The organism is Paenarthrobacter sp. NPDC089714, from assembly GCF_044748905.1.
Classification (GTDB): Bacteria; Actinomycetota; Actinomycetes; order Actinomycetales; family Micrococcaceae; genus Arthrobacter.
Genome location: NZ_JBIVGX010000010.1, coordinates 78,961 through 102,169 on the forward strand (window position 1 = coordinate 78,961; position 23,209 = coordinate 102,169).

Genomic DNA, 23,209 nt, shown 5'->3' on the forward strand with positions numbered 1-23,209 from the left:
ACCTCTCCGGCGAACGGCCGGCCAGCGAGAGCTGACCGGCCGGACCATTAGCCAGAGTGGGTGCGTCGTGGACTGACGACGTCACATTATTGAGTGCTGCGACACCGGCATTCGTGATGTACTACCCGCTTTTAGCCCCTCAGGCACTTCTGGTACTCCAGCCACGCGAACGCGTAACGGAGCCAGCCCACGATGTCGTACCACTTGGACGGTTTGGTGGGGGCGGTGCACTGCGGCGGGTTCGGACCGCTCGCTGCCACCGTGACCAACGCCTTGACTGTGGTGCCACTTTCGACGGCGGTCAGCACCACGGTGCCGGTTCCCGCGGCTGCTGCCGCGGGAACCTTGAGGCTGACGCTTGCTGCACCGGAGGCAACGGGGACGTCGCCCAGTGCCACTGTGGCCCCCTTGGCATCAATGAACGCTGCCTTGAGCGTCTTGTTGGCCGGGCTGCCGATGGACGTCAGGTCCAGTTTGGACACCGCCAGGGTGATGGCGTCGCCTGCCTTGACCTCAGCGGCGGTGGTGTTCGCCACTGCCACTGAGCGCCGGGCGAAGTCCGGCGAAACCGGGTTGTGCGCCTGCAGATACTTGATCCACGCGTCGCGGTCAACCAGGCCCGTGTCCTTGGTGTCGCTGCCTTCCTTGAACACCCGGAAGTTGTCACCGCCCGTGGCAAGGAAGCTGAACGTCCCGATCCGGTAGTGCTTGGCCGGGTCAATCACGGCGCCACCCACCCAGATGCCGGTGATGCGGTCACCCGCGGGGCGTGCGGCGTCGTAGGTGTAGTTGACGTTCTTGGACAGGCCCAGTTGCTGGTAGGGGCGGCTGGGCACCGTGCCATCCGGGTTGGTCTGCCACTGCTGTTCCAGGAGCGTCTTGAACTGGGCGCCGGTGAGCGTCGTGGTCCAGAGGTTGTTCACGAACGGCAGTACTGCGTTCGCTTCGGCGTAGGTAATGGTTCCGTCCGGGGCGTAGTACAGCTCGTTGCGGAGCCCACCGGGATTGACGACGCCGATTTCCGCCGCGCCCAGTTCAGGAGCCTTGAGCGTATCCACCAGCGAGTCCGCCACGAGGTTGCCCAGCGTGGATTCGGACGCGCGGTCGTCGCGCTTCGGTGCACCGCCGGCCGGGTCCGGGGTGAAAGCCGTGGTGATATCAGCGGTTACCGCGCCCACCGGCTGGTTGCCGATCTCTGCGGCGTTGGCCAGGGCTTTGTCCACGATCGTCTTGACGGCGGCCACGCGCGGGTAGGCGGCGACGAGGCTTTCTGCCGTGTCCGTGGTGCGGTCCACGATCGATGCCTTGTACGCCGTGACCGACTTGGAAGCGGTGTCAACGGTCAAGGTCACGCTGCCCACGTTCTCGCCGTAGTTTCCGGTCTGCACGATCGGACGGGTCTTGCCTGTGGGCTGTCCGTTCGAGTCCAGGATGGGCGCATCCCAGGCATATTCCTTGTGGGTGTGCCCGGTGAAGATCGCAGCCACGTCCGGGGAGGTCTCCTTCACGAGCTTGGCGAACGGGCCGCCGGCTGCGACTTCCTGCTCCAAGGTGGCGCCTTCGGGTGTTCCGGAGGCAGCGCCGTCGTGGTTTTCCACGATGATCAGGTCCGCCGCGTTGTCAGCCTTGATCTTGGCCGCGACCCGGTTGATGGCCTCTACCGGATCACCGAATTCCAGGTCCGCTATCCCCGCCGGGGTCACCAACGACGGAACTTCCTGCGTCACGGTGCCGATCACGGCAACCCGCAAGCCGTTCATCTCCAGGACCTTGTACTCCGGCAATACCGGGGTGGTGGTGCCCTTTTGGTAGACGTTGGCGCCAAGGTAGGCGAACTTTGCGTTGTTGCCACCGGCAATGACGCGGTCGCGCAAGTCCTGCCACCCGCCGTCGAACTCGTGGTTGCCAACTGCGGAAGCCTGCAGTTCAAGGGCGTTGAGCACATCGATGGTGGGCTGGTCCTTAGCCACGGAAGAAGCGAAGAGCGACGCTCCGATGTTGTCGCCGGCCGAGATGAAGGCCGTTGCGCCCGGAGCGGCTGCTGCCCGCAGCTTCTCCACGGTCCCTGCGAAGAGCACCGTGTTGGAGTCGATGCGGCCGTGGAAATCGTTGATGCCCAGGAACTGCAGGTCAACGCTTGCCGGTGCGTCCGGTGCCAGGTTCAGGCCCACCACCACGGGATCGTGGTCGCTGGCACGGAACTCGTCCGCGGCATAGTAGTTGGTCACATTGTTGTTATACCGGCTGTACTCCAACGCCACGGACTCCACGGAGTTGATGTTCCAGATGTCGGTTCCCGTCACGGTCTTCTGGGCCGCAGGGGAAGCGAGGATGTGGTCCAGGGAGCCGACCATTCCGCCGAAGAGATAGGAGTGCTTGTTGGTTCCGGCTTCGAGGTCGGTGTAGCCCGCGCCCGTGAGGACGTTGATGGGATCTTCCTTGGCGTAGGCATTGAAATCTCCGATCAGGAAGACCTTGTCCGTGCCCTTGCTGGCCTGCAGGTCCTTCGAGAAGGCCAGCAGCGATTCTGCCTGCTTGGTGCGGGCGATGTTGGACGCGCCCTGGCCCTTGTCGGTGTCGTCCGGGGTGGCCGCGGAGCCTTTCGACTTGAAGTGGTTCACGATCGCGATGAACTTCTTGTCATCGGCCGCACCTACTGGCTTGAAGACCTGCGCCAGGGGCTTGCGCGCACTGGCGAAAGCCACGGTGTCGTTGTGGATGACGGATTCGCCCACAGGTTCGGCGGTGGCCTTCTTGTAGATGAACGCCGTGCGGATCATGTCCTCGTCGCCCAGCGGGGGAGCGTTCGCAGGAGTGCGGACGTAGTCCCACACCCCGGGCGTCTTGGCGTTGAGGGCATCAACCAGCTTGGACAGGGCGTCGTCGCGGTTCTTGCCGAACTGCGCCGAGTTCTCGATTTCCTCCAGGGAAACGACGTCTGCGCCGGACTTGGTGATGGCGGCAACGATCTTGTCCTGCTGGCGTTGGAGGTTCTCTGCGTTGGCCGCACCGCGGGCGTTGCAGCCTTCCTTCACCGTGATCGGGTTGCCGGCGCGGTCCGTGTAGAACACGCAGCCACTGAGCTGGTCACCGGTGGTGGGGAAGTAGTTCAGCACGTTGAAGGACGCCAGCTTGAGGGTGCCGCCAACATCTGCCGGGCCCTCGGGGCGTGAAGCAGTGAACGTCGCCGGCTGGACCGAGTCGGCGTTCTCGGGGGTCAGGGCGTTGAGTGGCTGGAATTTCCAGGAGTTGTTGCCATAGCCCAGGATCACGTCGGTCTTGAACGTGGCAGGAGAACCCACCCGGACAGGATCGGTGGTGGTCAGATACGGGAGCTGCTGGGCCTTGGTGGTGGCGTCCTTGAGGAAGTTGGTGGACGCGCCGTCGTCGAGCTTGATGCCGCGCATCGCGTTGTCAGCCACCACCGCCGCGTACTCCGGCGAACCGTAGGCGGCTACCGCCGTCGGCTGTACCAAAGGCGAGGTCCCGGCAGCGAGGCCAATTTCGCCGTACTGGTTCAGGGAGTAGTTGTCCGTCACGGTGAACGTGCCTTGCGGAGCGACGAGCATGCCCTCGAACGTCTCCCTGGCTGCCTCATTGGCGGGGAGCGCGAACGGCGATGCCTTCACTTCCGGTGCCGCTTCGGTGAGCTTCTTCAGCCCGGGGGCCTCCACCGTGATCTGGGTTTGGTTCGCAAATTCGCTCACGACGCCGGTCAGTTCCAGGTAGTCGCCGGGCTGTACCGAACCAGCCGTTGTGGGGGAGTAGACGAACAAAGCGTCCGACGCCGTCCTGGCCGCCCCGCCGTTGTCGCCGCCGGTTCCGGGGGTCTGGACGTAGTAGCCATTGAAGCCGCCGGTGGCGTAGACCGCGGTCACCTTGCCGCGCGTGGTCACGGTGCTGCCGACCAGCGGGCTGGCCGCGCCGGTGCCTTGGATCTCGGCGATGGTCTTGGTGCCGCTACCCGGCTCCGTTGGCGGGGTGCCGCCGCCGGACGCCGTGGGCGTGATGGACGCGCTGAGGCTGAAGTCGGCGGCGTTGGAGTCCGTGTCAACGCCGTTGGTGCGGTTCAGGCTCCGGACGTCCGTGTTTCCGGTGGGCGCCGTTGCGGCTGCGGTTTCGAACGTGTTGGACGTGCCGTAGCCCAGAAGGTCCGCGATGGCCGCGTTGCCCGTCACGGAGCCCGAAGCCAGCGGCGACACCGCAGTGCTCTGCTTGGCAAGGATCAGTGTCCCCGCGGTGCCGCCCGGGTTCAGCGTTCCCGTGGCCTGGACATCAGCCGGCGGTAGGGCCGGGGCAGTGGAGGTGCCGCTGTTGGTGGCTCCCTGGATCAGGAAGTAGCCCTTGGCAGGAATGCTTCCCGTCAGTGCAGTGATGCCGGTGGGTGCAGCGGTTCCCGTTGCCGAACGGTACTGCAAGGACCAACCGGCCAGGCTGACAGGTGAGTCGGAGGAGTTGTACAGCTCAACGAACTTGTTCTTGAATGCTGCGCCGCTGCTGCCTCCACTCAAGTAGGCCTCATTGATGACCACAGGTGATGTGCCCGGAGTGGGATCATCGGCTGCGAAGGCCGGAACGGCCGTCAGCGGGGCCGCTAAGAGCCCCGCCGACAGGACCGTGCCCGCCAAGAGTTTCCAATTCTTATGGTTCATCCGCTCTAACTTTCATCAGGGAGCCCTGTAGGGCTCTTTGGACGACGCCCACTGTCTTGTGCAGGGGCGTTTGCCGGAAGTTACTCCCGGGTAAAGCTGCCTCGGACAAAGCTGAACACGAACGGATGAATAGGGAGTGGCTTGCCGGTGGCCGGAGGGTGGCCCCGGTCAACGGCAGGAACTACTTGGCAGCGCCTTTCAGCGTGCCAGTGACGGCAGCACCGGATTCGCCGACGGACGTCTCGGTGGGGCGGCCGGATTCGTCCCGCTTGGCATCGCCGCTGCTGATTAAGGAACAACCGGCCAACGCGATGGACGCAACGCCGAGCACGGCGGCAGCCTTGGCAGTTTGTGAACGGTGAAGCAATTTCCGGTCCTCATTCCCAGAAGGACCACAGCCTGGTTTTTCGAAGGGTGCGGTCAAACGATTGGGGGACCAGAAGCCATGCCCACGCCGAACGATCCCCCAAGCCCGGGAGTGGGCAGATCCTGCCGGCCATCCTTGGGTAGGAGATGGCCGGCACGACCCGAAAATCAAGAGTCTAAGCGGTCTGGCCCAAATCCTGGATGACCTTGAACGTGGCGCCTGTTGGATCCGACAACGTAGCCAGGCGTCCGAACGGAGTGTCCTCGGCCTCCTGGACCACGGTGGCGCCAAGTCCCAGGGCCTTCTCAACCGTGGCGTCCGTGTCCTCTACGGCGAAGTACACGCTCCACATGGACGGCACCTGCTCGGGAAGGAAATCTGCAGCGTCCATGATCCCGGCCTTGGCGTTGTCTCCGGAGCCCAGCGTGGTGTAGCGGAACTCCGGAGTGTCGCTCATGACCTCCGTTTCCCAGCCGAACACGTTTTGGTAGAACGACACTGCGGATTCATAGTCCTTGGACAGGAGTTCATGCCATGCGGGCGTTCCAGGTTCGGCGGCGAGTTGGTAGCCCTTCATCTCCCCGAACTGCCATGCTCCGATCGAGGCTCCGGAGGAGTCTCCATACATGGCCATGCTGCCCTGCTCGGGAACATCCATCGGCTCCATGAAGACCTGGCCGCCGTTCGCGGCAGCGGCTTCTGTGGTGGTTTTGATGTCGTCCGTCCGCAAGTAGGTGGACCAGAGGTCCGGCATGGAGCCCATGTCTTCCCGCTTCGGCATGATGCCGGCTACGAGCTTCCCATCCTTGGAGGCGGTGATGTAGCCGCCATACTTCTCTTCGTCTCCGGTCTCATAGGTCCAGCCGAAGAGTGCGTTGTAGAAGGACTTCGCCTTCTCTGTATCGGACGTCATCAGGTCGATCCAACACGGCGAACCGGCAGTGATATCGGGCGTAGGCATGTGTACAGCTCCTGTTGTCAGGCCGCGGCAGGATCCGCGGCTGATGGTGTAGTGGTGGAGACACGAAGAACACTATGCAGGGGCTCTGACACTTTTCAACGAAAAATGCCCCGGATCCAAAGATCCGGGGCATTCGCCTGGCGGAAGGTAAGGGATTTGAACCCTTGGTACGGGGTTACCGCACACTGGTTTTCAAGACCAGCTCCTTAGGCCGCTCGGACAACCTTCCCTGCCTAGTAGTGTTTCATAGGGAGTTGGCTGTACCAAAACATCACGTGCTTCCCGTCCCGGCCCCGGGTCTGGAAGTGCCAGCAAGAATCCGGGAGTCCGTCATGAAAGCCGTCTACATTTCCCAGCCAGGCGGGCCCGAAGTCCTCGACGTCAGGGAAGTCCCGTCTCCGGTGCCGGGCGAGGGTGAGGTGTTGATCGACGTCGTGGCCGCGGGGCTGAACCGCGCCGATGTGCAGCAGCGCCGCGGTTTCTACCCGCCGCCCCCTGGCGCCTCCGAGGTTCCCGGGCTTGAGGTTTCCGGACGGATCGCCGGCTTCGGCCCTGGAGTTACCAAAGCGTTCTCGTTGGGGGACAAGGTTGTGGCCCTGCTGGCGGGCGGCGGCTACGCCCAGCAAGTGGCCGTTCCTGCCGAACAGGTACTGCGGCTTCCCGACGGCGTTGACCTGGTCACCGCGGCCGCTTTGCCCGAAGTGGCGGCCACCGTCTACTCGAACCTCATCATGACGGCGCAGCTCCAACCCGGCGAAACCGTGCTCATCCACGGTGCCACGGGCGGCATTGGAACCATGGCCATCCAGATGGCCAAAGCGTACGGCGCCAACGTGGCCACCACCGCGGGCACCGACGAAAAAGTGGGCACCGCAAAGGCGTTCCTTGGTGCGGACATCGCCATCAATTACTCCGACGAGGACTTCGTCGAAAGCCTCAAGGCGCAAAATGGTGGCAAAGGCGCGGACGTGATCCTCGACGTCGTGGGCGCCAAGTACCTGCAGCAGAACGTAGATGCACTCGCCGACTACGGCCGCCTGATCATTATCGGGCTGCAAGGCGGCACCAAAGCCGAGATCAATCTGGGACAACTGGTCAGCAAACGGGCCGCCGTGATCGGCACGGCCCTTCGACCGCGGCCCGTGGCCGAGAAGGGCGTCATTATGTCCGCCGTGCGTGAGGTGGTTTGGCCCATGCTCTCCGATGGCCGGATCAAGCCGCTGGTGGCCAAGTCTTTCCCGCTGGACCGCGTGGCGGAAGCCCACGAGTACTTCGATTCCGGCGAGCATGTGGGTAAGGTCCTGTTGCTGCTCTGACCGGCACCCCCCTTATAGCAAGGAGCTCCATTGTCCATCCGGCACAGCCTCCTGGCCCTGCTCCAGGACCAGCCCCGGTATGGCTATGAGCTGCGCGTGGAGTTCGAGGACCGGACCGGCGCGGCCTGGCCGCTGAACATCGGCCAGGTTTACACCACCCTGGACCGCCTTGAGCGGGACGGACTGGTCAGCAACGACGGCGACGACGGCGGCGGCCACGTCGTCTACAGCATCACCGACGCCGGGGTCGCCGAAGTCGGGGCCTGGTTTGACGGGGCGGTGGACCGCGGCACCCCGCCCCGCAACGAGATTGCCATCAAGCTGGCGCTCGCCGTGACCCTGCCGGGTGTGGACGCCTCGGCCGTGATCCAGTCGCAGCGCGAAGTGTCCGTGCGCGCCCTCCAGGAACACACCCAAGCGAGGAAAGCGGCATCGGCAAACCAGCGCTCCGCCGATACTGCGTGGTTGCTGGTACTTGATTCCCTGATCTTCCAAGCGGAGGCAGAGGTGCGCTGGCTGGACCTGTGCGAAGCGCGGATGCTGCAAGTTCAGGAGCGCTCGGGGGAGTGAACTCTCGGAAAGTGCGCGGAGTGTAGTTGCCGTTCACCGCAGCGCAACCGCCGCTCGTCGCACCACGCCTGATCACCCGGTAGGTTCCGTCGTTCGGGGGGAACCTTCATTGCTAGCGTGCCCGTGACGCCCGGCTGTGCCCTAACGGAGCCACGGCAGCAAGAAGGTTCTCAAGGAGGAGACATGAACGCCATCCCGGAACAAGAACTCGAAAGGGAGCTGGACCCCACATTGCCGCCGCCGGCCGTGGATGAGTCCCGACGGGAAAAGGACGAACGGAAGTGGACCCCGGCCAAAATCGCCTTGTGGGTGGCCATTGCCCTGCTCGGCGGCGTGGCTTGGGTCATGCTTGCGCTGGTCCGCGGCGAGACGGTCAACGCCATCTGGTTTGTCTTCGCTGCCGTGTGTACCTATCTGATCGGTTACCGCTTCTATTCCAAGGTCATTGAGCGGTACCTCCTCAAGCCGGATGACCGGCGGGCTACCCCGGCCGAGTACAAGGCTGATGGCAAGGATTATGTCCGCACCGATCGGAACGTCCTGTTCGGCCATCACTTCGCTGCCATTGCCGGCGCCGGTCCGCTGGTGGGTCCGGTCATTGCTGCACAGATGGGCTACCTCCCGGGCACTATCTGGATCATCATCGGCGTCGTACTTGCCGGTGCGGTGCAGGACTATCTGGTGATGTTCTTCTCGATGAGGCGAGGCGGCCGGTCCCTCGGCCAGATGGCCCGCGAGGAACTTGGCGTCATTGGCGGCACCGCCGCCCTGGTCGCCACGTTGCTGATCATGATCATCATCGTGGCCATCCTTGCGCTGGTGGTGGTCAACGCCTTGGGCGAAAGCCCGTGGGGTGTCTTCTCGGTGGGCATGACCATTCCGATCGCACTCTTCATGGGCGTCTACCTGCGGTACCTGAGGCCGGGGAAGGTCATGGAGGTCTCGATCATCGGCTTTGTGTTGCTGATGGCCGCGATCATCGGCGGCGGTGCCGTGGCTGGAACGGAATGGGGTGCGGCCTTCTTCCACCTGGACAAGGTGACCATCGCCTGGGGCCTCATCATCTACGGCTTCATCGCTGCGATCCTGCCTGTGTGGCTGCTGCTCGCACCGCGTGACTACCTCTCGACGTTCATGAAGATCGGCGTGATAGTGATGCTCGCCCTTGCCATCATCGTGGTGCGGCCGGAAATCAATGTTCCGGCCTTCAGCGAGTTCGCCAGCCGTGAGAACGGCCCGGTTTTCTCTGGAGCGTTGTTCCCCTTCCTGTTCGTGACCATCGCGTGCGGTGCCCTGTCCGGGTTCCACGCATTGATCTCCTCCGGCACCACTCCGAAGCTGATCGAGAAGGAACGGCAGACCCGTTTCATCGGGTACGGCGGCATGCTCATGGAATCCTTCGTGGCCATCATGGCGCTGGTGGCGGCCATCTCGATCGACCGTGGCATCTACTTCGCCATGAACGCACCCCTCGCGCTGACCGGCGGCACGGTTGAATCCGCGGCCCAGTGGGTCAACAGCCTTGGCCTGGCGAACGTGAACGTCACTCCGGACGTCCTGGCACAGACCGCCAAGGACGTGGGGGAGGAGAGCATCATTTCCCGTTCGGGCGGTGCGCCCACGCTCGCTGTTGGCCTGGCGCACATCATGCAGCAGTTCATCGGCGGGCCTGGAATGATGGCGTTCTGGTACCACTTCGCCATCATGTTCGAGGCATTGTTCATCCTGACTGCGGTGGACGCCGGCACCCGGGTTGCGCGTTTCATGCTGCAGGATTCGATCGGCAACTTCGTTCCCAGGTTCAAGGAAGCCTCGTGGCGGCCGGGCGCCTGGCTGTGTACGGCGATCATGGTTGCTGCGTGGGGTGCCGTGCTGCTGATGGGCGTCACGGACCCCTTGGGTGGCATCAATACTCTCTTCCCGCTGTTCGGCATCGCCAACCAGTTGCTCGCTGCCATCGCCTTGGCCGTGTGCATGGCCATTGCTGCGAAGCGGGGAGTGTTCAAGTGGCTCTGGATCGTCGCAGTCCCGCTGGCGTTTGCCGCCGTCGTGACCATCACGGCAAGCTTCTTCAAGATCTTCTCGCCCGTTCCGGCGGTGGGCTACTTTGCCAACAATGCCGCTTTCACCAAGGCCTTGGCGGAAGGAAAGACCTCGTTCGGGACGGCCAAAACGGTTGAGGCCATGGAAGCGGTGGTCCGCAACACCATGATCCAGGGAGTGCTTTCGGTGATCTTCGTCGTCCTGAGCATCATCGTGATCATCACCGCCGTCATTGCCACGGTCCGGGCGTTCCGTGCCGGTGGCGGGCAGGACCACGAGGATCCGGCCGTACCGTCCAAGGTGTTCGCTCCGGCCGGTTTGATTCCGACGGCAGCAGAGAAGGAACTCCTTGCTGAGTGGGACGCCCTGCCCGTGGACCAGCGACCCGTGAGCGCGGGGCACCACTAGTGGGAGCCCTCACGAAGGGCTTTCGTGGATTCGCCGGATACATGCGGGGGCTGATGGGAGCCGACGCGTACCAGAAGTATCTGGAGCACTTCACGTCCTCCGGCCACGAAGGTCCTGCCATGACCGAGCGCGAGTTCTGGCGGGACCGCATGGACCGTCAGGACATCAACCCGCAAGGGCGCTGCTGCTGAGGCTGCCGGAAGTTTCGCTACGAACGAAGTCCAAAATCCGGTCTTGGCCGCGGGCTGGCGCGAACCACGTGAGAGTATGAAACGCATGAGCGATCTGAACGACATTCAGCCCAAGGATGAGGCTTCGGACGACCAAGCCGTGGAGGGTACCCCGGTGGAAGGCACGGCCTTGAACGGCGCTGACCAGGGGCCAGAGGAGGCAAAGGACAAGCCCAAGGGCACCAACCTCCAGGAGCTCGTGGACGAGCCGGCCAAGGTGATGCGGATCGGAACCATGATCCGGCAGCTCCTCGAAGAAGTGAAGAGCGCACCCCTGGACGACGCGGCACGTGGCCGCCTGGCAGAAATCCATGAACGTTCCATCAAGGAATTGGAAGACGGTCTGGCTCCCGAACTTATCGAAGAGCTGGAGCGTATCAGCCTGCCGTTCCCGGAGGACAAAGCGCCCTCGGATGCAGAACTTCGCATAGCCCAAGCACAGCTGGTTGGTTGGTTGGAGGGCCTGTTCCACGGCATCCAGGCTGCCATCGCGGCCCAGCAGGCTGCCCGTGACCATGCAACTGCCCAGCACCAGTTGCGCCAACTTCCGCCGGGAACGGTGATCGCGCCAGGCATTGTGATCGGCGAGAACGGGCAGCCGCAGCGGGCCAAGGCCCCAGGTGGACCCGGCGTTGCGTCTCCCGGCCAGACCGACGATCCCGATCACGGCCCGGGCCAGTACCTCTGAGCCTGGCCGTGGGTTTCTTTGGGGCCGTCCGGCAGGGACGGAAAGACGATCTTGAGCTCGGTAAGGGGCTGTGGCGCCGTGCCCATGACCGTTTCCACCGTGGCTTGGATCGCTATCACCAGGTATTGGAAGGCGTTGACGACGAGGAGTTGTACAACGAGCTGGTGCAGATCGCCAACGAGCTTGCGGACTTGCTCCCACGCGTTCGGGTGATCTGCGTTGAGGCGCAAAAACGAGCGCCCAGCGATGGCCTTGACGTGCCAGGTTCCCTTGCCGGCGTCCACCGTGCGCTGTCCAAGGCCGGCAATTCGCTGGCCACGACGGCGGAGGCTGCGGCCATGCTGCGGCTGGCTGTTGGTCCTGTCCCAGTGGGCGCGCTGTCCGTACGGCGCCGGGCCGAGTCTGTTTTTGAACAGGTTGCGGATGCCGAGCGCCTCCTTTCGTACTGACTGAAGGCCAACGGACTGAAGACCGCTCGGTTCAAGTGTGCAGCGCATGCAACTACCGGCGTGCGCGTTTATTCCACTGACGCAAAAAGTTAAGCGGATAGCTGATCTGCGTAATATTTGGTGCTTTGAGCAACTTCATGCTGGCAGGATTGCAGACATGACTTCCTCACCAACGCTTACGTTCAACGACGGCAACACCATTCCCCAGCTCGGCTACGGGGTGTGGCAGGTTGAAGACGATGTAGCCGAAAAGGTGGTCCGCCAGGCATTCGATGCCGGCTTCCGCCACATCGATACCGCCAAGATCTACGGCAACGAATCCGGCGTTGGCCGTGCGATTGCTTCCTCCGGCCTCTCCGCCGAGGAAATCTTCATCACCACCAAGCTGTGGAACGCCGACCAGGGCTACGAGGCCACGCTGGAGGCTTTCGAGAAGTCCTTGGACCGCCTCGGCATCGAAACCCTGGATCTGTACCTGATCCACTGGCAGCAGCCCAAGCAGGACAAATACGTGGACACCTGGAAGGCCCTGATCGAGCTGAAGAAGCGCGGCCGCGTGAAGTCCATTGGTGTCTCCAACTTCACCACCGAGGGCCTGCAGCGCATCATCGACGAGACCGGCGTTGTCCCGGCGATCAACCAGATTGAACTGCACCCCTTCTTCAACCAGTCCGAGCTGCGTGCCTTCAACGCTTCCAAGGGCATCCTCACCCAGGCCTGGTCCCCGCTGGGCCAGGGCGGCGAACTGCTGGAGAACCCCACTGTCGCTGAGATCGCGGCCAAGCACCAGGCCACGCCCGCCCAGGTGGTCATCGCCTGGCACCTGGCCATCGGCAACGTCGTCATCCCCAAGTCCGTCACCGAATCCCGCATCCAGGAGAACTTCGCGGCCTTGTCCGTGAAGCTGGACGATGCCGACGTCGAGGCCATCAACGGCCTGGACCGCGGCACCGAAGGCCGCATCGGCCCGGACCCGGCGGTGTCCGACTTCGCCTAGTCCCGGCACACGAGTGCCCCGTACCCAACTGGGTAGCATTAGTGCGCGTTATGATCGCTCAAAACGCGCACTAATGCGACCTACTTGGGTGCGGGGCGCTGTGCGTTAAGGTGCCTGGCTCCTAAGGTACGACGGCGGGTGGCGGGTTTTGGGGGACCGGTTCCGATCCCGTGGATGGATGGGCCGCCAGGTTCGCGGCGTGTTCAGCCAGGATGCCCGTCTGGTGCCGGATCTTCAGCCGGTAGAGAAGGGCCCCACCAACGGTGACAGCAGCCACGAAGATCACTCCACCCCACTGCAAGTACCACTCGAAAGGCGGGACGGAGTTGTAGATCTCCTGCCGCGGCCAGATCAGGTTGATGGTCATGGCACCGCCCCACAGCACGGCGAGGATGTTCACCGGCAGGCCCCACTTTCCCAGGGAGAAGCCGGACTCGGAACCGGGAGCGTCCGCTATCGGCCACTTCTTCAGGAACCTCTTGCGCAACAGGGGAACGGTGACCAAAAGGTAGGACAGGTAGATCAGGACAATGCTGATGCTGGACAGGATGGTGAAGATGGCCGGCTGCATCACGTTGATGAGCAGCGGAATGACGGCCAGTACGCCGATGACGATGGCTGCCACGGTGGGGGTCCGGCGTACCGGGTCCACCTTGCTGAGCTGGCGGCTGAACGGGAGGTTGTTGTCCCGGGCCATGGCGAACATCATGCGGATCGCAGCAGCATGGACGGCCAGCGTGCAGACCACCACGGCGACGACGATGCACACAAGGAACGCCTTGCCGAAAGGCCCGCCGAGGACACTGAGAACAATGTGCTGGAGCCCGCCGTCGGCTGCGCCCACCTTGGGGTCCGTGAGGTCCGGTGCTGCCAGGATGCCAAACAACAGGATCAATCCGCCCAGCAGGAAGGACGCCGTGACCGCCCGGATGATCGCTTTCGGTGCCGTCTTCTTGGGGTCCTTGGTCTCCTCGCCCAAGGAACTGGCGGTGTCGAATCCGTACATGACGTAGCCGGATGCCATGGCGCCGATCAGGAAGACGCCGAAAAAGCCCAGGTCATGGCCTTCACCGAAGCCTGCCGTGTCGAAGAAGACCTCCGGACCGCGGACCACATGCCAGCCGAGCGCCAGGATCAGCAGCACCGCGGCAATCAGCTCCACGAAAACGCCGATGCTGTTGATGCGCGTCATGAGCTTTACGCCGAACGCGTTGATCAGCGTGGAGATGGTGATCATGATCGTCGCCAGAACCACACCGTTCATGGCGAAATCAAAGGGTCCGCTGCCGTCGCCCACGAACTGGAAGCCGGACCAAAGTTGGGGCAGGGTGATCTGCAGCGCCAGTGCAACAGACCCCAAGGCCATGATGGAGGACAACATCAGCAGCCAACCTGCCAGCCAGGACGGGGTCCCGGAAGAAAGCCGTTTGGCCCAGTTGTAGACCGACCCGGCCACCGGGTAGCGGCCGGCGAGCTCGGCGAAGCAGAGGGCAACCATGAGTTGGCCGACGAAGACGATGGGCCAGGACCAGGCGTAAGCCGGTCCGGCCATGGAAAAGCCGAAATAGAACAGCTGGAAAACACCGGTAAGGATGGAGATGTAGCTGACGCCGGCAGCGAAACTGGCGAATTTGCCGATGCTGCGGTCCAGGGTCTGCGTGTAGCCAAATTCGTCCATGCCGCTTGAATCATTACTCTTGATGGGTTCCATGTGGACTCCTAATCAGGAAAGCAAGATGGGATCGGCCGCCCTGGGGCGCGGCGAATCGAAGTTTGCTGTGGTGGTTGTGCCCGGCAGGAACAGCCCCGCCGGGCTTGGCGCTTAGGCATACGAAGGCGAGAAATCCTCCTCTTCCCGTTCGAGGGCTGCGCCGTTGGCGTGAAGACGGCTGGACCGGATCAGATCAGCACACCGCTCGCCGATCATCATGACGGTGATGTTGGGGTTGACGGTGACATGTTCGGGCATGACGGACGCATCGGCGACCCGGAGGCCGGTGACCCCCTTGACCCGCAACCCGGGATCCAAAGGTGACATCTCGTCGTCGTACGCTCCCATGCGGACCGTGCCCACCGGGTGGTACACGGTGTTGTGGGTCTTGCGGATGTACTCCCGCAATTCCTCATCCGTCTGCGCCTCGATGCCGGGCGAGAGTTCGCGCCCCGTCCACTCAGCCATGGCGGGCTGCCCGGCGATCTCCCGGGCCTTGCGGATGCCCGCAACCATGACGCGCATGTCGTGGCCTTCGGGGTCCGTGAAGTAGCGCGGGTCCACCATGGGCTTGTCGCGGAAGTCCCTGCTGCGCAGGCGGACCGTGCCGCGGGAACGGGCATGGGTGACGTTCGGGGTGAGGCTGAAGCCGTTCTCCGTGGTGGGGTAGCCGTGGCGCAGGGTGTTCATGTCGAACGGAACCGAGCCGTAGTGCATCATGAGGTCCGGACGGTCCAGGCCCTCCTCGGTGGGGGTGAAGATGCCGATCTCCCACCACTGGGTGGAGGACTGCACCATGGGCTGCCTTGCCTCAAACTGCACCACGCCCTCTGGATGGTCCTGCAGGTTTTCGCCCACGCCCGGAGAGTCGACCAAGGCCTCGATCCCGTGCTCCGCGAGATGTGCGGCCGGGCCAATGCCGGAAAGCATCAGCAGCTTGGGGGAGTCGATGGCACCGGTAGAGAGGATCACCTCGTGGCGTGCGCCAAGGCGGTGGGTGCGTCCGAACGCCGAATCAACAACATCGACGCCGGTGCAACGCTTGTCCGTGTCGAAGACCAGTTGGCGGGCCCTGAGTCCGGTCAACAGGGTGAAGTTGGGCCGCTCGATGATGGGATGGATGTAGGACACCGAACTGGAAGAGCGGGTGCCGTCCGCCCGGCGGTTGATCTGGAAGAAGTTGGCGCCGTTGACAACCGTGGTGCCCGTATTGAACTTCGCGCGGGGGATGCCGGCCTCTTCGCAAGCGTCCAGGAGTGCGACGCCGGCAGGATCGGCGGGAGGCACGTTCATGAGGTGCACAGGACCTGAGTCCCCGTGGTGCGGGGCGTCAGGACCGGCGTCGTCGTTGGTTTCCAAACGCTTGTACAGCGGCCAGGCGGCGTCGGCGTTCCACCCGGCGGCCCCGTACTTGGACTCCCACTCGTCCAGGTCCTCGCGTGGCGCCCAGAAAGCGATGCAGGAGTTGTGGCTGGAACAACCGCCCATCACCTTGGCCCGGGCGTGGCGCATGAACGAGTTGCCGTTCTCCTGCGGCTCGATCGGGTAGTCCCAGTCGTAACCGGATTCCAACAGTTCCATCCAGCGGTCCAGCTGCAGGATTTCGGGTAGGTTGCGATCGTCCGGGCCCGCTTCCACGAGCGCCACCGTCACGTCCGGATCTTCGCTGAGCCGTGCGGCCACCGCGGCGCCCGCGGACCCGCCACCGATCACGACGTAGTCGAACGCGCGCTCGCTGAGGTCCTCGATGTTGTCGAAGTGCATCTAGTTCTCCTTGCTGTGTGCAGCGCTGTGGTCAGCGAACCAGCCGGTTACCTGGGGGCTGGTGTTCTGGTAGATGTGCTTGGCTTCCTGGTATTCGGCCAGCCCGGTGGGCCCGAGCTCCCGGCCGACTCCGGATTGGCCGAACCCGCCCCATTCGGCCTGGGGGAGGTAGGGGTGGTAATCGTTGATCCAGACCGTGCCATGCCGCAGGCGCTTTGCCACACGTTGCGCCTTGCCGGCATCCTGCGTCCACACGGCACCGGCCAGTCCATAGATCGTGTCGTTGGCGGTTGCCACGGCCTCGTCTTCGGTACAGAACGTCTCCACCGTCACTACTGGCCCGAACGCCTCGTCGGTGACCACGGACATCCCCCGGGTGACGCGGTCCAGGACGGTGGGCTGGTAGTAGAACCCGGCGTCGTACGTCCCGCCCTCAACCGGCGCGCCGCCGGTCCGCAACCGGGCGCCCTCTTGGAGCCCCCGCTGGACGTAGGTGTGGACCTTGTCCCGATGGGCCGCGGAGATCAGCGGTCCGGTCTCGGCGTCATCGTCGAACGGGCCGCCCAGGCGGATGCTTTCGGCGCGGCGGACCAGCTCATCGACGAAGCGCTCGGCGATCGATTCCTCCACCACCAGCCGGGCACCCGCCGAGCAGACCTGGCCGGAGTGGACGAAGGCACCGTTGAGGGCATTGTCGACGGCGGCATCGAAGTCAGCGTCGGCGAAGATCACGTTGGGGTTCTTGCCGCCGAGTTCCAGCGCCACTTTCTTGACCGTCGCGGCCGCCGCCGCGGCGATCCGCTTGCCGGTTTCCAGGCCGCCGGTGAAGGAGACGAGGTCGACGGCGGGATGTTCCGAAAGCGGTGCACCCGCCTGGGCGCCGGGTCCCGTCACGAGGTTCGCGACGCCGTCGGGCAGTCCCAGGTCCTGCAGGAGCTGCATGGCGAGGATGCTGGTGGATGGTGTCAGCTCTGACGGCTTGAGCACGAAGGTGCATCCTGCTGCCAGTGCCGGGGCGATCTTCCACGCGGCCTGCAGGAGCGGGTAGTTCCACGGGGTGATGAGGCCGCAGACGCCCACCGGTTCGTATTCGATCCGGCTGACGACGTCCGCGTTGCCCGCGTCCACCAGCCTGCCCGCTTGCTGGCCGGCGATCCTGCCGAAGTACTCGAAGCAGGCGGCGATGTCATCGATGTCGATCCGGCTCTCGATGATCCGTTTGCCCGTGTCCAGCGATTCGGCGCGGGCGAACTTTTCCCGGTGTTCCCGTAGCCCGGCTGCGACCTTCAGGAGGAAGGCGCCGCGCTCCGGGGCGGGGGTTGAGGACCAGACGCCGGAGTCGAAAGCAGCGCGCGCCGCTTCTATGGCGCGTTCGGCGTCCTCCTTGCCTCCCTCGGATACGGTGGCGACGAGTTCGCCGTCGGCGGGGTTGCGGATTTCACGGACGGCGCCGGAGGCAGCCGCCTCCCATGAGCCGTTGATGAAAAGCGTTTTTGGCATGGATCTCCCTAGGAATTGGGCCCGGTGTTCAAAGGTAGGGCGGGTGTTTCAGGGGTGGTGTTGAGGTTCCGGTGCGGCGTTTTGGGTACAGCGCAGCTGCGCCTTGTAAGGCGCGGGGCTGGTTGGCGGTAGTGCGGTGCTGTCCGGTGTATTGGGTTATGCGGAGTGGTTCAGCGTTGGCGACTTTGCAGAGGATGTGAGACCGGGCGCATTGTTAGTGGTCCGGAGTAGGTGTGTCCTAAGTCATAGAAGTACACTAAACCACTTTGAACGATCGTTCAAGCGTTTTGAGGCGAGATATATCAATACGCGTGTTTGTGACTCTGTCTCGTTAGGAGACTTGTGGCGAGCTACTTGGCGTCACGCGCCGGGGCAAAGGCGATTTCCTCCGTGCGGGCGATGCTGCGCTGGATGGCGCCTTTGTCTATGCCCAGCAGGGAGGTCAGCCACATGCCGTTCTGGATGACGACGATGTCAGCGGCGCGGTCCCGGCATTCCTCCCAGGAAAGCGCGGGTGTGGCGTTGTTGATCAGGGTCGCGACGCCGTCGAGGTAGCGGTCGAAAGCCGCGGCATTGATTTCCGCGTAGCCCTCATCAGCTTGGGCCAGGGCCCAGAGGTGGAGGCGCAGGGAAAGGTAGGGCGTGGTCAGCAGGTCAGGGCCGGCGACGCGGCGGAGGGCCTGGCGCAGATGTTCGCCTGGGTCTGCCTCGGAGTTCGCGGCGACGAGGAGGAGGTCGTCCTCATCCACGCGGCGCAGGGCCGCGCGGATGAGGCTCGTTTTGTCGTCGTAGTAATAGTTCACCAGGCCCAGCGCCACTCCGGCTTCGCGGGCCACTGCCCTCATGCTCACTCCGGCGATGCCGTGGCGCGAGAGCAGCTCCATGGCTGCTTCGAGAATGCGGGACTGCTTGTCGAGCTGTTCGCCGTTGTTCTGCGCACCGTTGTTCTGCGTACCCTTATTCAAGGCGTTTGTCCCCATAAGGCCACACTATTGCCTAAGTTGGCGGGAGCGCACTTTGGGTCGACGGACCGTCCGGCTTACTCCACCAGCTTGCCCACCGTTGAGACTTCCTTCATCAGGGCGGCGATCTCGGCGGGGATGGCCGGGATCTGTTCCTTAGCCACGCCTGTGGTGGGTGACCAGACGAGGTTGACCTGCAGTTCCGCATCCATCCCGGGATAGTCGCTGCGGTTGTGGCAGCCGCGGGTTTCGCGGCGTTCGATGGCGGATTCGAGGGTGGCGCGGGCGGCGAGTGCCGAGGCTTTGAGGTCGAAGGCGTGGGCCAGGTCCTGGTAGCCGGCGAGGTCCGGGTGGACGCCGATGTTTTGCATGCGTTCTTCGATGGCGTTGAGTTTCGCGAGGCCGGTCATGAGGCCGTCTTCGTCCCGGACGACGCCGGCGTGTTCGGTCATCATGTTGCGGATGGCCCGTTGCAGTGCCCGTACGTTCTCGGTGCCATCGGCGGCGAGCAGCTCGTCGATTTCCGCCCGGGCTTGGGCCAGGGCTTCGGCCGAGCGGGGCTGGGACGTGAGGGATGCAGAGTAGCCGGCGGCTGCTTGGGCAACAATCCGGCCAAACACGAGCAGTTCGATGAGCGAATTGCCACCCAAACGGTTCGCACCGTGGAGCCCGCTGGATGCTTCGCCGATGGCATACAGCCCTTCTACATCCGTGCTGTGATCTTCCGGGCGTACCCAGACGCCACCCATCGAGTAGTGGGCGGTCGGCGCAATTTCGATCGGAGTCGTGGTGATGTCGAGCATCTGGACTTCCAACATGGTCTGGTAGACCCGCGGCAGGCGATCCATGATGGTTTCGCGGGGGAGGTGGGAGACGTCGAGCCAGACTCCGCCGTTGGGGGTGCCGCGGCCTTCCTTGATTTCGGTGTAGGCGGCCAGTGCAACCCGGTCGCGGGTGGACAGTTCCATGCGTTCCGGGTCGTAGCGTTCCATGAACCGTTCGCCGAGGTCGTTGCGCAGGATCCCGCCTTCACCGCGGGCGGCTTCGGAGATCAGGGTGCCTGCGGCGCTTTCGGGTTCGATGATCCCGGAGGGGTGGAACTGCACGAGTTCGGCGTCGCGGAGCCTTGCCCCTGCGTCGACGGCGAGGCGGAACGAGTCTCCGGTGTTCTCGTCGCGGCGTGAGGAGGTGCGGCGCCAGATGCGGTTGTGCCCTCCGGCGGCCAGGACCACTGCGTCGGCATGGATGAGGTAACGGGTGCCGTTGTTGAGGTCGAAGCCGTAGGCTCCGAAGACCTGGTTGTCCTTCACGAGCAGGCGGGTGATGTACACCTCGTCCAGTATGGGGATCTCCAACTGCTGGGCCCTGGCAACCAGGCTGCGTTGGATCTCCAGCCCGGTGTAGTCGCCCGCGAAGGCCGTGCGCCGGAAGGTGTGGGCGCCGAAGAAGCGTTGGGAAATGCGTCCGTCGTCCTCACGGGCGAATGCCATTCCGTAGCGTTCCAGGTCCTGGATGCCTTGAGCGGCTCCGCGGGCAACGATCTCTACTGTGTGGGGGTTGGCGAGGTAGTAGCTTTCCTTGATGGTGTCTGCTGCGTGTTGCTGCCAGCTGTCGTCTTCATCCATGGTGCCGAGCGCTGCGTTGATGCCGCCGGCGGCAAGGGAGGTGTGGGCGTCCGTGCGCTGGCGCTTGCCGACGGCGAGCACGTCGACTCCCATTTCGGCCAGCTCTATGGACGCGCGGAGGCCTGATCCGCCCGTCCCGATGACGAGGACAGTGGTGGAGATCTGCTTTTCTGCGGGGGAAGTATTCATAAATTCATGCTAAAAACCGACTGCATGATCAGTCCAATGCATTGTTTTGCTCACCTTGATGCATATAGGCTATGAAGGTGAATCTTGAACAGCTCCGGAGCTTCGTGACGGTACACCAGATGGGGCACTTCACCCGGGCCGCCGCGTATCTGCATCTGGCCCAGCCATCGTTGAGCCGGCAAATCTCCACCCTTGAGTCCGACCTCGGAGCGGCCCTTTTCCATCGCGTCAGGGGCAACGTCACGTTGACCGCAGCGGGGGAAGCTCTCCTGCCGTTGGCGACCCGGATGCTGGCAGATGCTGACACCGTTCGATTTGAAATGCAGGAGTTGGCCGGGCTCAGGCGCGGGAGGGTGCGCATCGGCGCTACCCCGACGTTGTGCATCAGCCTCGTTGCGGAAGTCCTGACCTCTTTCCATTCCGCCTATCCGGGCATCGAGTTGCACCTGTCAGAGGGCGGTTCGCTGGGTTTGCTGGAGGAACTGGCCAATGGTGCGCTGGACCTTGCCCTCGTCACCACATCGGAGGACGCGCCAACCCCCTCGCCCAGCCTGGGAATGCTTCCGATCCTGAGTGAGGAACTGGTGGTCATCTCCTCGGCCAGGCGCGATCTCTTGGAGGGCGTTGAAACCCTGACGCTCACCGAATTGGCTGAACTGCCGCAGATCACTTTCCAGGAAAACTATGAACTGCGGGCAACCACCACACAGGCCTTCCGCGCGGCGGGCCTCACTCCCAGGATCGTCCTTGAGGGCGCCGAAATGGACGCCGTACTGCGCTGCGTGGAACGCGGACTGGGTGTGGCCGTGGTTCCGGCCATGGTGATGGTGGACAGGCCAGGTCTGCACTCGGTTCGGCTTACGGCCCCGCGCTTCACGCGCTCCATCAGCCTGGCGCACCGAAACGACGTTCCGCTCACGCGTGCAGCCCAGGCCATGCAGGATCTGGTCATCGAAACGGCCAATGACCTGTCCTCAACCAGCGCAGCGACAGCAGGCCTGCTCTCAGCGACACCGGCTCGCAAGCGGTGACCCTCGTGCCAAGATAGGTCCATGGTCCCGACACCCCTGCCTGACCGTGCCGTACCGAACCTTCCGTCCGCGGACTTCGACGTGACCGAAGCCTTTTACGGTGGCTTCGGCTTCGAACGGGTTTTCCGCGATGAGGGCTGGCTGATCCTGACGCGGGACGGCCTGCAATTGGAGTTCTTTCCCGCCCCGGACCTTGACCCGTTCACCAGCAACTTCATGTGCTCCGTTCGGGTTGCCGACGTCGATGGGCTCTACGAAGCCATACAGCGTTCCGGCGTACCCGTGATGACCACCGGCATGCCCAGGCTGCGCCCCGTGAGGATGCAGTCCTGGGGCCTCCGGGCAGGCTACCTGGTGGATCCTGACGGCACCCAGCTGACGCTGATCGAGCAGTCGTTTTGAGCAGAAGCCGACGACGGCGGCACTGGAGTCGGGCGCGCAGGCGGCAGGCCGGCGTCGTTCGCCAGGTTCGGCCTAGATCCGGCGGCCTAACCGCAACTGGAGCGCATACAGTCCACCTGCAGCGACGAGCGCCAGCGCGCTGGGGGCCAGAAAGACCAGGGGCAAGCCCACGACGCCAACTCCCAGGCCGCCGACGAGTCCTCCCAGGGCGGAGCTGACCGCGGGTGCGCTGATGAAGATCGCCGACGCCGTTGCAACTGCTTGTGGGAGCAGGCGTTGGGCAACGATGATTCCGAGGCCTGCGAAGATGCCCCACACGCCGCCCATGAGGACCTGCGCGATCAGCAGCCCGACGGGTGAGCCGCTGAGCGCGAAGAGCACGTTCGCCCCGACGCCGAACAGCGCCCCGAGGAACATGAGGTTGAGCATTCCGGTCCGGCGGGCAAGGACCGCCGCCACTGGCATCAGGATCAGTTCCACGAGCGGTTGGATGCCGATGATGATGCCGCCAAGTGTCGGCGGATACTGGTGGTCATTCATGTAGATGGGGAGGTAAGCGTACTTGATGGGTTCTCCGGCGTACACCAGGATGTAGAGGCCCGTGAAGGCCAGCAATGGCCACATGGTCTTGAGTGATACTTGGGTGTTCGGCGTCGGGGCGATCCCTGTTGCGGTGTTCCGGGTCCGGTCCCGAAGAGTTCCCAGAGGCAGCAACTGCGCCAGGGTGCAAACCGCCGTAGCCATCAGCATGGCACGCAGGCCGAGTTGGGCGCCCAGGAAAGAGCCTGCTACCGGGCCAATCACCCAACCCAGGGTGAGCGACATCCGGACGTAGGAGATCACGCCATCACCTGCCGGCGAAGGATTGGCCTGGAGTTCATCATGAATCGCTGCGAACAGTTGGGAGGTGGCGGCACCGGCGAAGCCGAGGACAAGGGCGCTGATGGCAAACGGCATCCAGAGCTCGGTTGAGAACGCGATCCCCAGCCACCCCAGGAAACCGGCCACTGCGCAGAGCCGGAACGGGCCGAGTCTGCGGCCCGTGTGATCAGAACGCCGTCCAACAAGGTACCCCGCCCCTAAAGCGGTGAGGTTCGTCAGATAGTAGAGTCCCGCGACCGTCAATGAACTGCCCAAGTCCTCCACCAGGAAGCGGGCAATGTGTGGAGCGGCAGCGGAGAAGCCGAGCCCGGAGAAGAACAGTGCCAGCGTTGCGCCGCGATACAAGGGGGTGCCAAGCACCACCCGCAACGCCGAGGGACTGCGGGTCAGTTGGTCTGTCATGCTGTGGTGTCTCCGTTGAAGTGGCTGCACGGCAGCGCGTGGATGAAAACCTAGTCAAAC

Annotated in this window: 18 protein-coding genes and 1 tRNA gene; 9 read left to right on the top strand and 10 right to left on the bottom strand. The window is 63.8% G+C overall.

Translation table 11 applies throughout. From position 1 onward, the window contains the following. Window positions 1-131: 131 nt before the first annotated feature. The 4 genes from ACIPY3_RS16660 to ACIPY3_RS16675 form a co-directional block, all read right to left on the bottom strand. Window positions 132-4,652, bottom strand: coding sequence for an ExeM/NucH family extracellular endonuclease (locus tag ACIPY3_RS16660; RefSeq protein WP_400335900.1), 4,521 nt, complete (start codon window positions 4,650-4,652; stop codon window positions 132-134). A 181-nt stretch (window positions 4,653-4,833) separates the two neighbouring features. Further along, window positions 4,834-5,019, bottom strand: coding sequence for a hypothetical protein (locus ACIPY3_RS16665; protein WP_400335902.1), 186 nt, complete (start codon window positions 5,017-5,019; stop codon window positions 4,834-4,836). Window positions 5,020-5,194: 175 nt separating this feature from the next. Next, window positions 5,195-5,980, bottom strand: coding sequence for a VOC family protein (locus tag ACIPY3_RS16670; RefSeq protein WP_400335905.1), 786 nt, complete (start codon window positions 5,978-5,980; stop codon window positions 5,195-5,197). A gap of 138 nt (window positions 5,981-6,118) precedes the next feature. Next, window positions 6,119-6,209: transfer RNA gene (locus tag ACIPY3_RS16675), tRNA-Ser, on the bottom strand. Window positions 6,210-6,312: 103 nt separating this feature from the next. On the opposite strand from ACIPY3_RS16675, the gene ACIPY3_RS16680 reads away from it, so the two are divergent. The 7 genes from ACIPY3_RS16680 (at window position 6,313) to ACIPY3_RS16710 (ending at window position 12,681) form a co-directional block, all read left to right on the top strand. Continuing rightward, the gene (locus tag ACIPY3_RS16680) at window positions 6,313-7,296 is read left to right on the top strand and encodes an NAD(P)H-quinone oxidoreductase (RefSeq protein WP_400335907.1); all 984 of its coding nucleotides are present in this window, start codon (window positions 6,313-6,315) and stop codon (window positions 7,294-7,296) included. Between the two features lie 30 nt (window positions 7,297-7,326). Then, window positions 7,327-7,866: a PadR family transcriptional regulator gene (locus ACIPY3_RS16685; RefSeq protein ID WP_400335909.1), complete on the top strand. Its 540-nt coding sequence runs from the start codon at window positions 7,327-7,329 to the stop codon at window positions 7,864-7,866. A gap of 183 nt (window positions 7,867-8,049) precedes the next feature. Continuing rightward, window positions 8,050-10,317, top strand: a complete 2,268-nt coding sequence (locus ACIPY3_RS16690; protein WP_400335911.1) for a carbon starvation CstA family protein — start codon at window positions 8,050-8,052, stop codon at window positions 10,315-10,317. Then, window positions 10,317-10,508 carry a YbdD/YjiX family protein gene (locus tag ACIPY3_RS16695; RefSeq protein WP_400335914.1) on the top strand — a complete coding sequence of 64 codons (192 nt, stop codon included), beginning with the start codon at window positions 10,317-10,319 and terminating at the stop codon, window positions 10,506-10,508. Before ACIPY3_RS16690 ends, ACIPY3_RS16695 begins: the two co-directional genes overlap by 1 nt. A gap of 85 nt (window positions 10,509-10,593) precedes the next feature. After that, window positions 10,594-11,235, top strand: a complete 642-nt coding sequence (locus tag ACIPY3_RS16700) for a bacterial proteasome activator family protein (protein ID WP_400335916.1) — start codon at window positions 10,594-10,596, stop codon at window positions 11,233-11,235. 8 nt (window positions 11,236-11,243) lie between these two features. Further along, window positions 11,244-11,684, top strand: a complete 441-nt coding sequence (locus ACIPY3_RS16705) for a hypothetical protein (protein WP_400270673.1) — start codon at window positions 11,244-11,246, stop codon at window positions 11,682-11,684. A gap of 157 nt (window positions 11,685-11,841) precedes the next feature. Beyond that, window positions 11,842-12,681 (top strand): aldo/keto reductase, encoded by an 840-nt coding sequence (locus ACIPY3_RS16710; protein WP_400335919.1) that lies wholly within the window; start codon window positions 11,842-11,844, stop codon window positions 12,679-12,681. Between the two features lie 121 nt (window positions 12,682-12,802). Here ACIPY3_RS16710 and ACIPY3_RS16715 read toward each other — a convergent pair whose 3' ends face one another. The 5 genes from ACIPY3_RS16715 to ACIPY3_RS16735 form a co-directional block, all read right to left on the bottom strand. Further along, window positions 12,803-14,392, bottom strand: a complete 1,590-nt coding sequence (locus ACIPY3_RS16715; protein WP_400335921.1) for an APC family permease — start codon at window positions 14,390-14,392, stop codon at window positions 12,803-12,805. A gap of 111 nt (window positions 14,393-14,503) precedes the next feature. After that, window positions 14,504-16,156 (bottom strand): GMC family oxidoreductase, encoded by a 1,653-nt coding sequence (locus tag ACIPY3_RS16720; RefSeq protein ID WP_400335923.1) that lies wholly within the window; start codon window positions 16,154-16,156, stop codon window positions 14,504-14,506. After that, complete coding sequence (locus tag ACIPY3_RS16725) at window positions 16,157-17,656, bottom strand: aldehyde dehydrogenase family protein (RefSeq protein WP_400335925.1); 1,500 nt, start codon at window positions 17,654-17,656, stop codon at window positions 16,157-16,159. Window positions 17,657-18,006: 350 nt separating this feature from the next. Continuing rightward, window positions 18,007-18,636, bottom strand: a complete 630-nt coding sequence (locus ACIPY3_RS16730) for a TetR/AcrR family transcriptional regulator (RefSeq protein ID WP_400335927.1) — start codon at window positions 18,634-18,636, stop codon at window positions 18,007-18,009. A 59-nt stretch (window positions 18,637-18,695) separates the two neighbouring features. Next, window positions 18,696-20,432, bottom strand: coding sequence for an L-aspartate oxidase (locus ACIPY3_RS16735; RefSeq protein WP_400335929.1), 1,737 nt, complete (start codon window positions 20,430-20,432; stop codon window positions 18,696-18,698). 71 nt (window positions 20,433-20,503) lie between these two features. Between ACIPY3_RS16735 and ACIPY3_RS16740 the strand changes: the two genes are divergently transcribed. After that, window positions 20,504-21,463 (top strand): LysR family transcriptional regulator, encoded by a 960-nt coding sequence (locus ACIPY3_RS16740; RefSeq protein ID WP_400335931.1) that lies wholly within the window; start codon window positions 20,504-20,506, stop codon window positions 21,461-21,463. Window positions 21,464-21,499: 36 nt separating this feature from the next. Next, a complete protein-coding gene (locus tag ACIPY3_RS16745; protein ID WP_400336035.1) occupies window positions 21,500-21,865 on the top strand; it encodes a bleomycin resistance protein in 366 nt (121 codons plus the stop codon). A 72-nt stretch (window positions 21,866-21,937) separates the two neighbouring features. Here ACIPY3_RS16745 and ACIPY3_RS16750 read toward each other — a convergent pair whose 3' ends face one another. Beyond that, window positions 21,938-23,149, bottom strand: coding sequence for an MFS transporter (locus ACIPY3_RS16750; RefSeq protein ID WP_400335934.1), 1,212 nt, complete (start codon window positions 23,147-23,149; stop codon window positions 21,938-21,940). Window positions 23,150-23,209 lie beyond the last annotated feature (60 nt).

Excerpts from the sequence above, each read along its gene's own strand:
- ACIPY3_RS16660 (WP_400335900.1), bottom strand. The coding sequence starts at position 4,652 with ATGAACCATAAGAATTGGAAACTCTTGGCGGGCACGGTCCTGTCGGCG.
- ACIPY3_RS16670 (WP_400335905.1), bottom strand. The coding sequence starts at position 5,980 with ATGCCTACGCCCGATATCACTGCCGGTTCGCCGTGTTGGATCGACCTG.
- ACIPY3_RS16680 (WP_400335907.1), top strand. The coding sequence starts at position 6,313 with ATGAAAGCCGTCTACATTTCCCAGCCAGGCGGGCCCGAAGTCCTCGAC.
- ACIPY3_RS16690 (WP_400335911.1), top strand. The coding sequence starts at position 8,050 with ATGAACGCCATCCCGGAACAAGAACTCGAAAGGGAGCTGGACCCCACA.
- ACIPY3_RS16700 (WP_400335916.1), top strand. The coding sequence starts at position 10,594 with ATGAGCGATCTGAACGACATTCAGCCCAAGGATGAGGCTTCGGACGAC.
- ACIPY3_RS16710 (WP_400335919.1), top strand. The coding sequence starts at position 11,842 with ATGACTTCCTCACCAACGCTTACGTTCAACGACGGCAACACCATTCCC.
- ACIPY3_RS16715 (WP_400335921.1), bottom strand. The coding sequence starts at position 14,392 with ATGGAACCCATCAAGAGTAATGATTCAAGCGGCATGGACGAATTTGGC.
- ACIPY3_RS16720 (WP_400335923.1), bottom strand. The coding sequence starts at position 16,156 with ATGCACTTCGACAACATCGAGGACCTCAGCGAGCGCGCGTTCGACTAC.
- ACIPY3_RS16725 (WP_400335925.1), bottom strand. The coding sequence starts at position 17,656 with ATGCCAAAAACGCTTTTCATCAACGGCTCATGGGAGGCGGCTGCCTCC.
- ACIPY3_RS16730 (WP_400335927.1), bottom strand. The coding sequence starts at position 18,636 with ATGGGGACAAACGCCTTGAATAAGGGTACGCAGAACAACGGTGCGCAG.
- ACIPY3_RS16735 (WP_400335929.1), bottom strand. The coding sequence starts at position 20,432 with ATGAATACTTCCCCCGCAGAAAAGCAGATCTCCACCACTGTCCTCGTC.
- ACIPY3_RS16740 (WP_400335931.1), top strand. The coding sequence starts at position 20,504 with ATGAAGGTGAATCTTGAACAGCTCCGGAGCTTCGTGACGGTACACCAG.
- ACIPY3_RS16750 (WP_400335934.1), bottom strand. The coding sequence starts at position 23,149 with ATGACAGACCAACTGACCCGCAGTCCCTCGGCGTTGCGGGTGGTGCTT.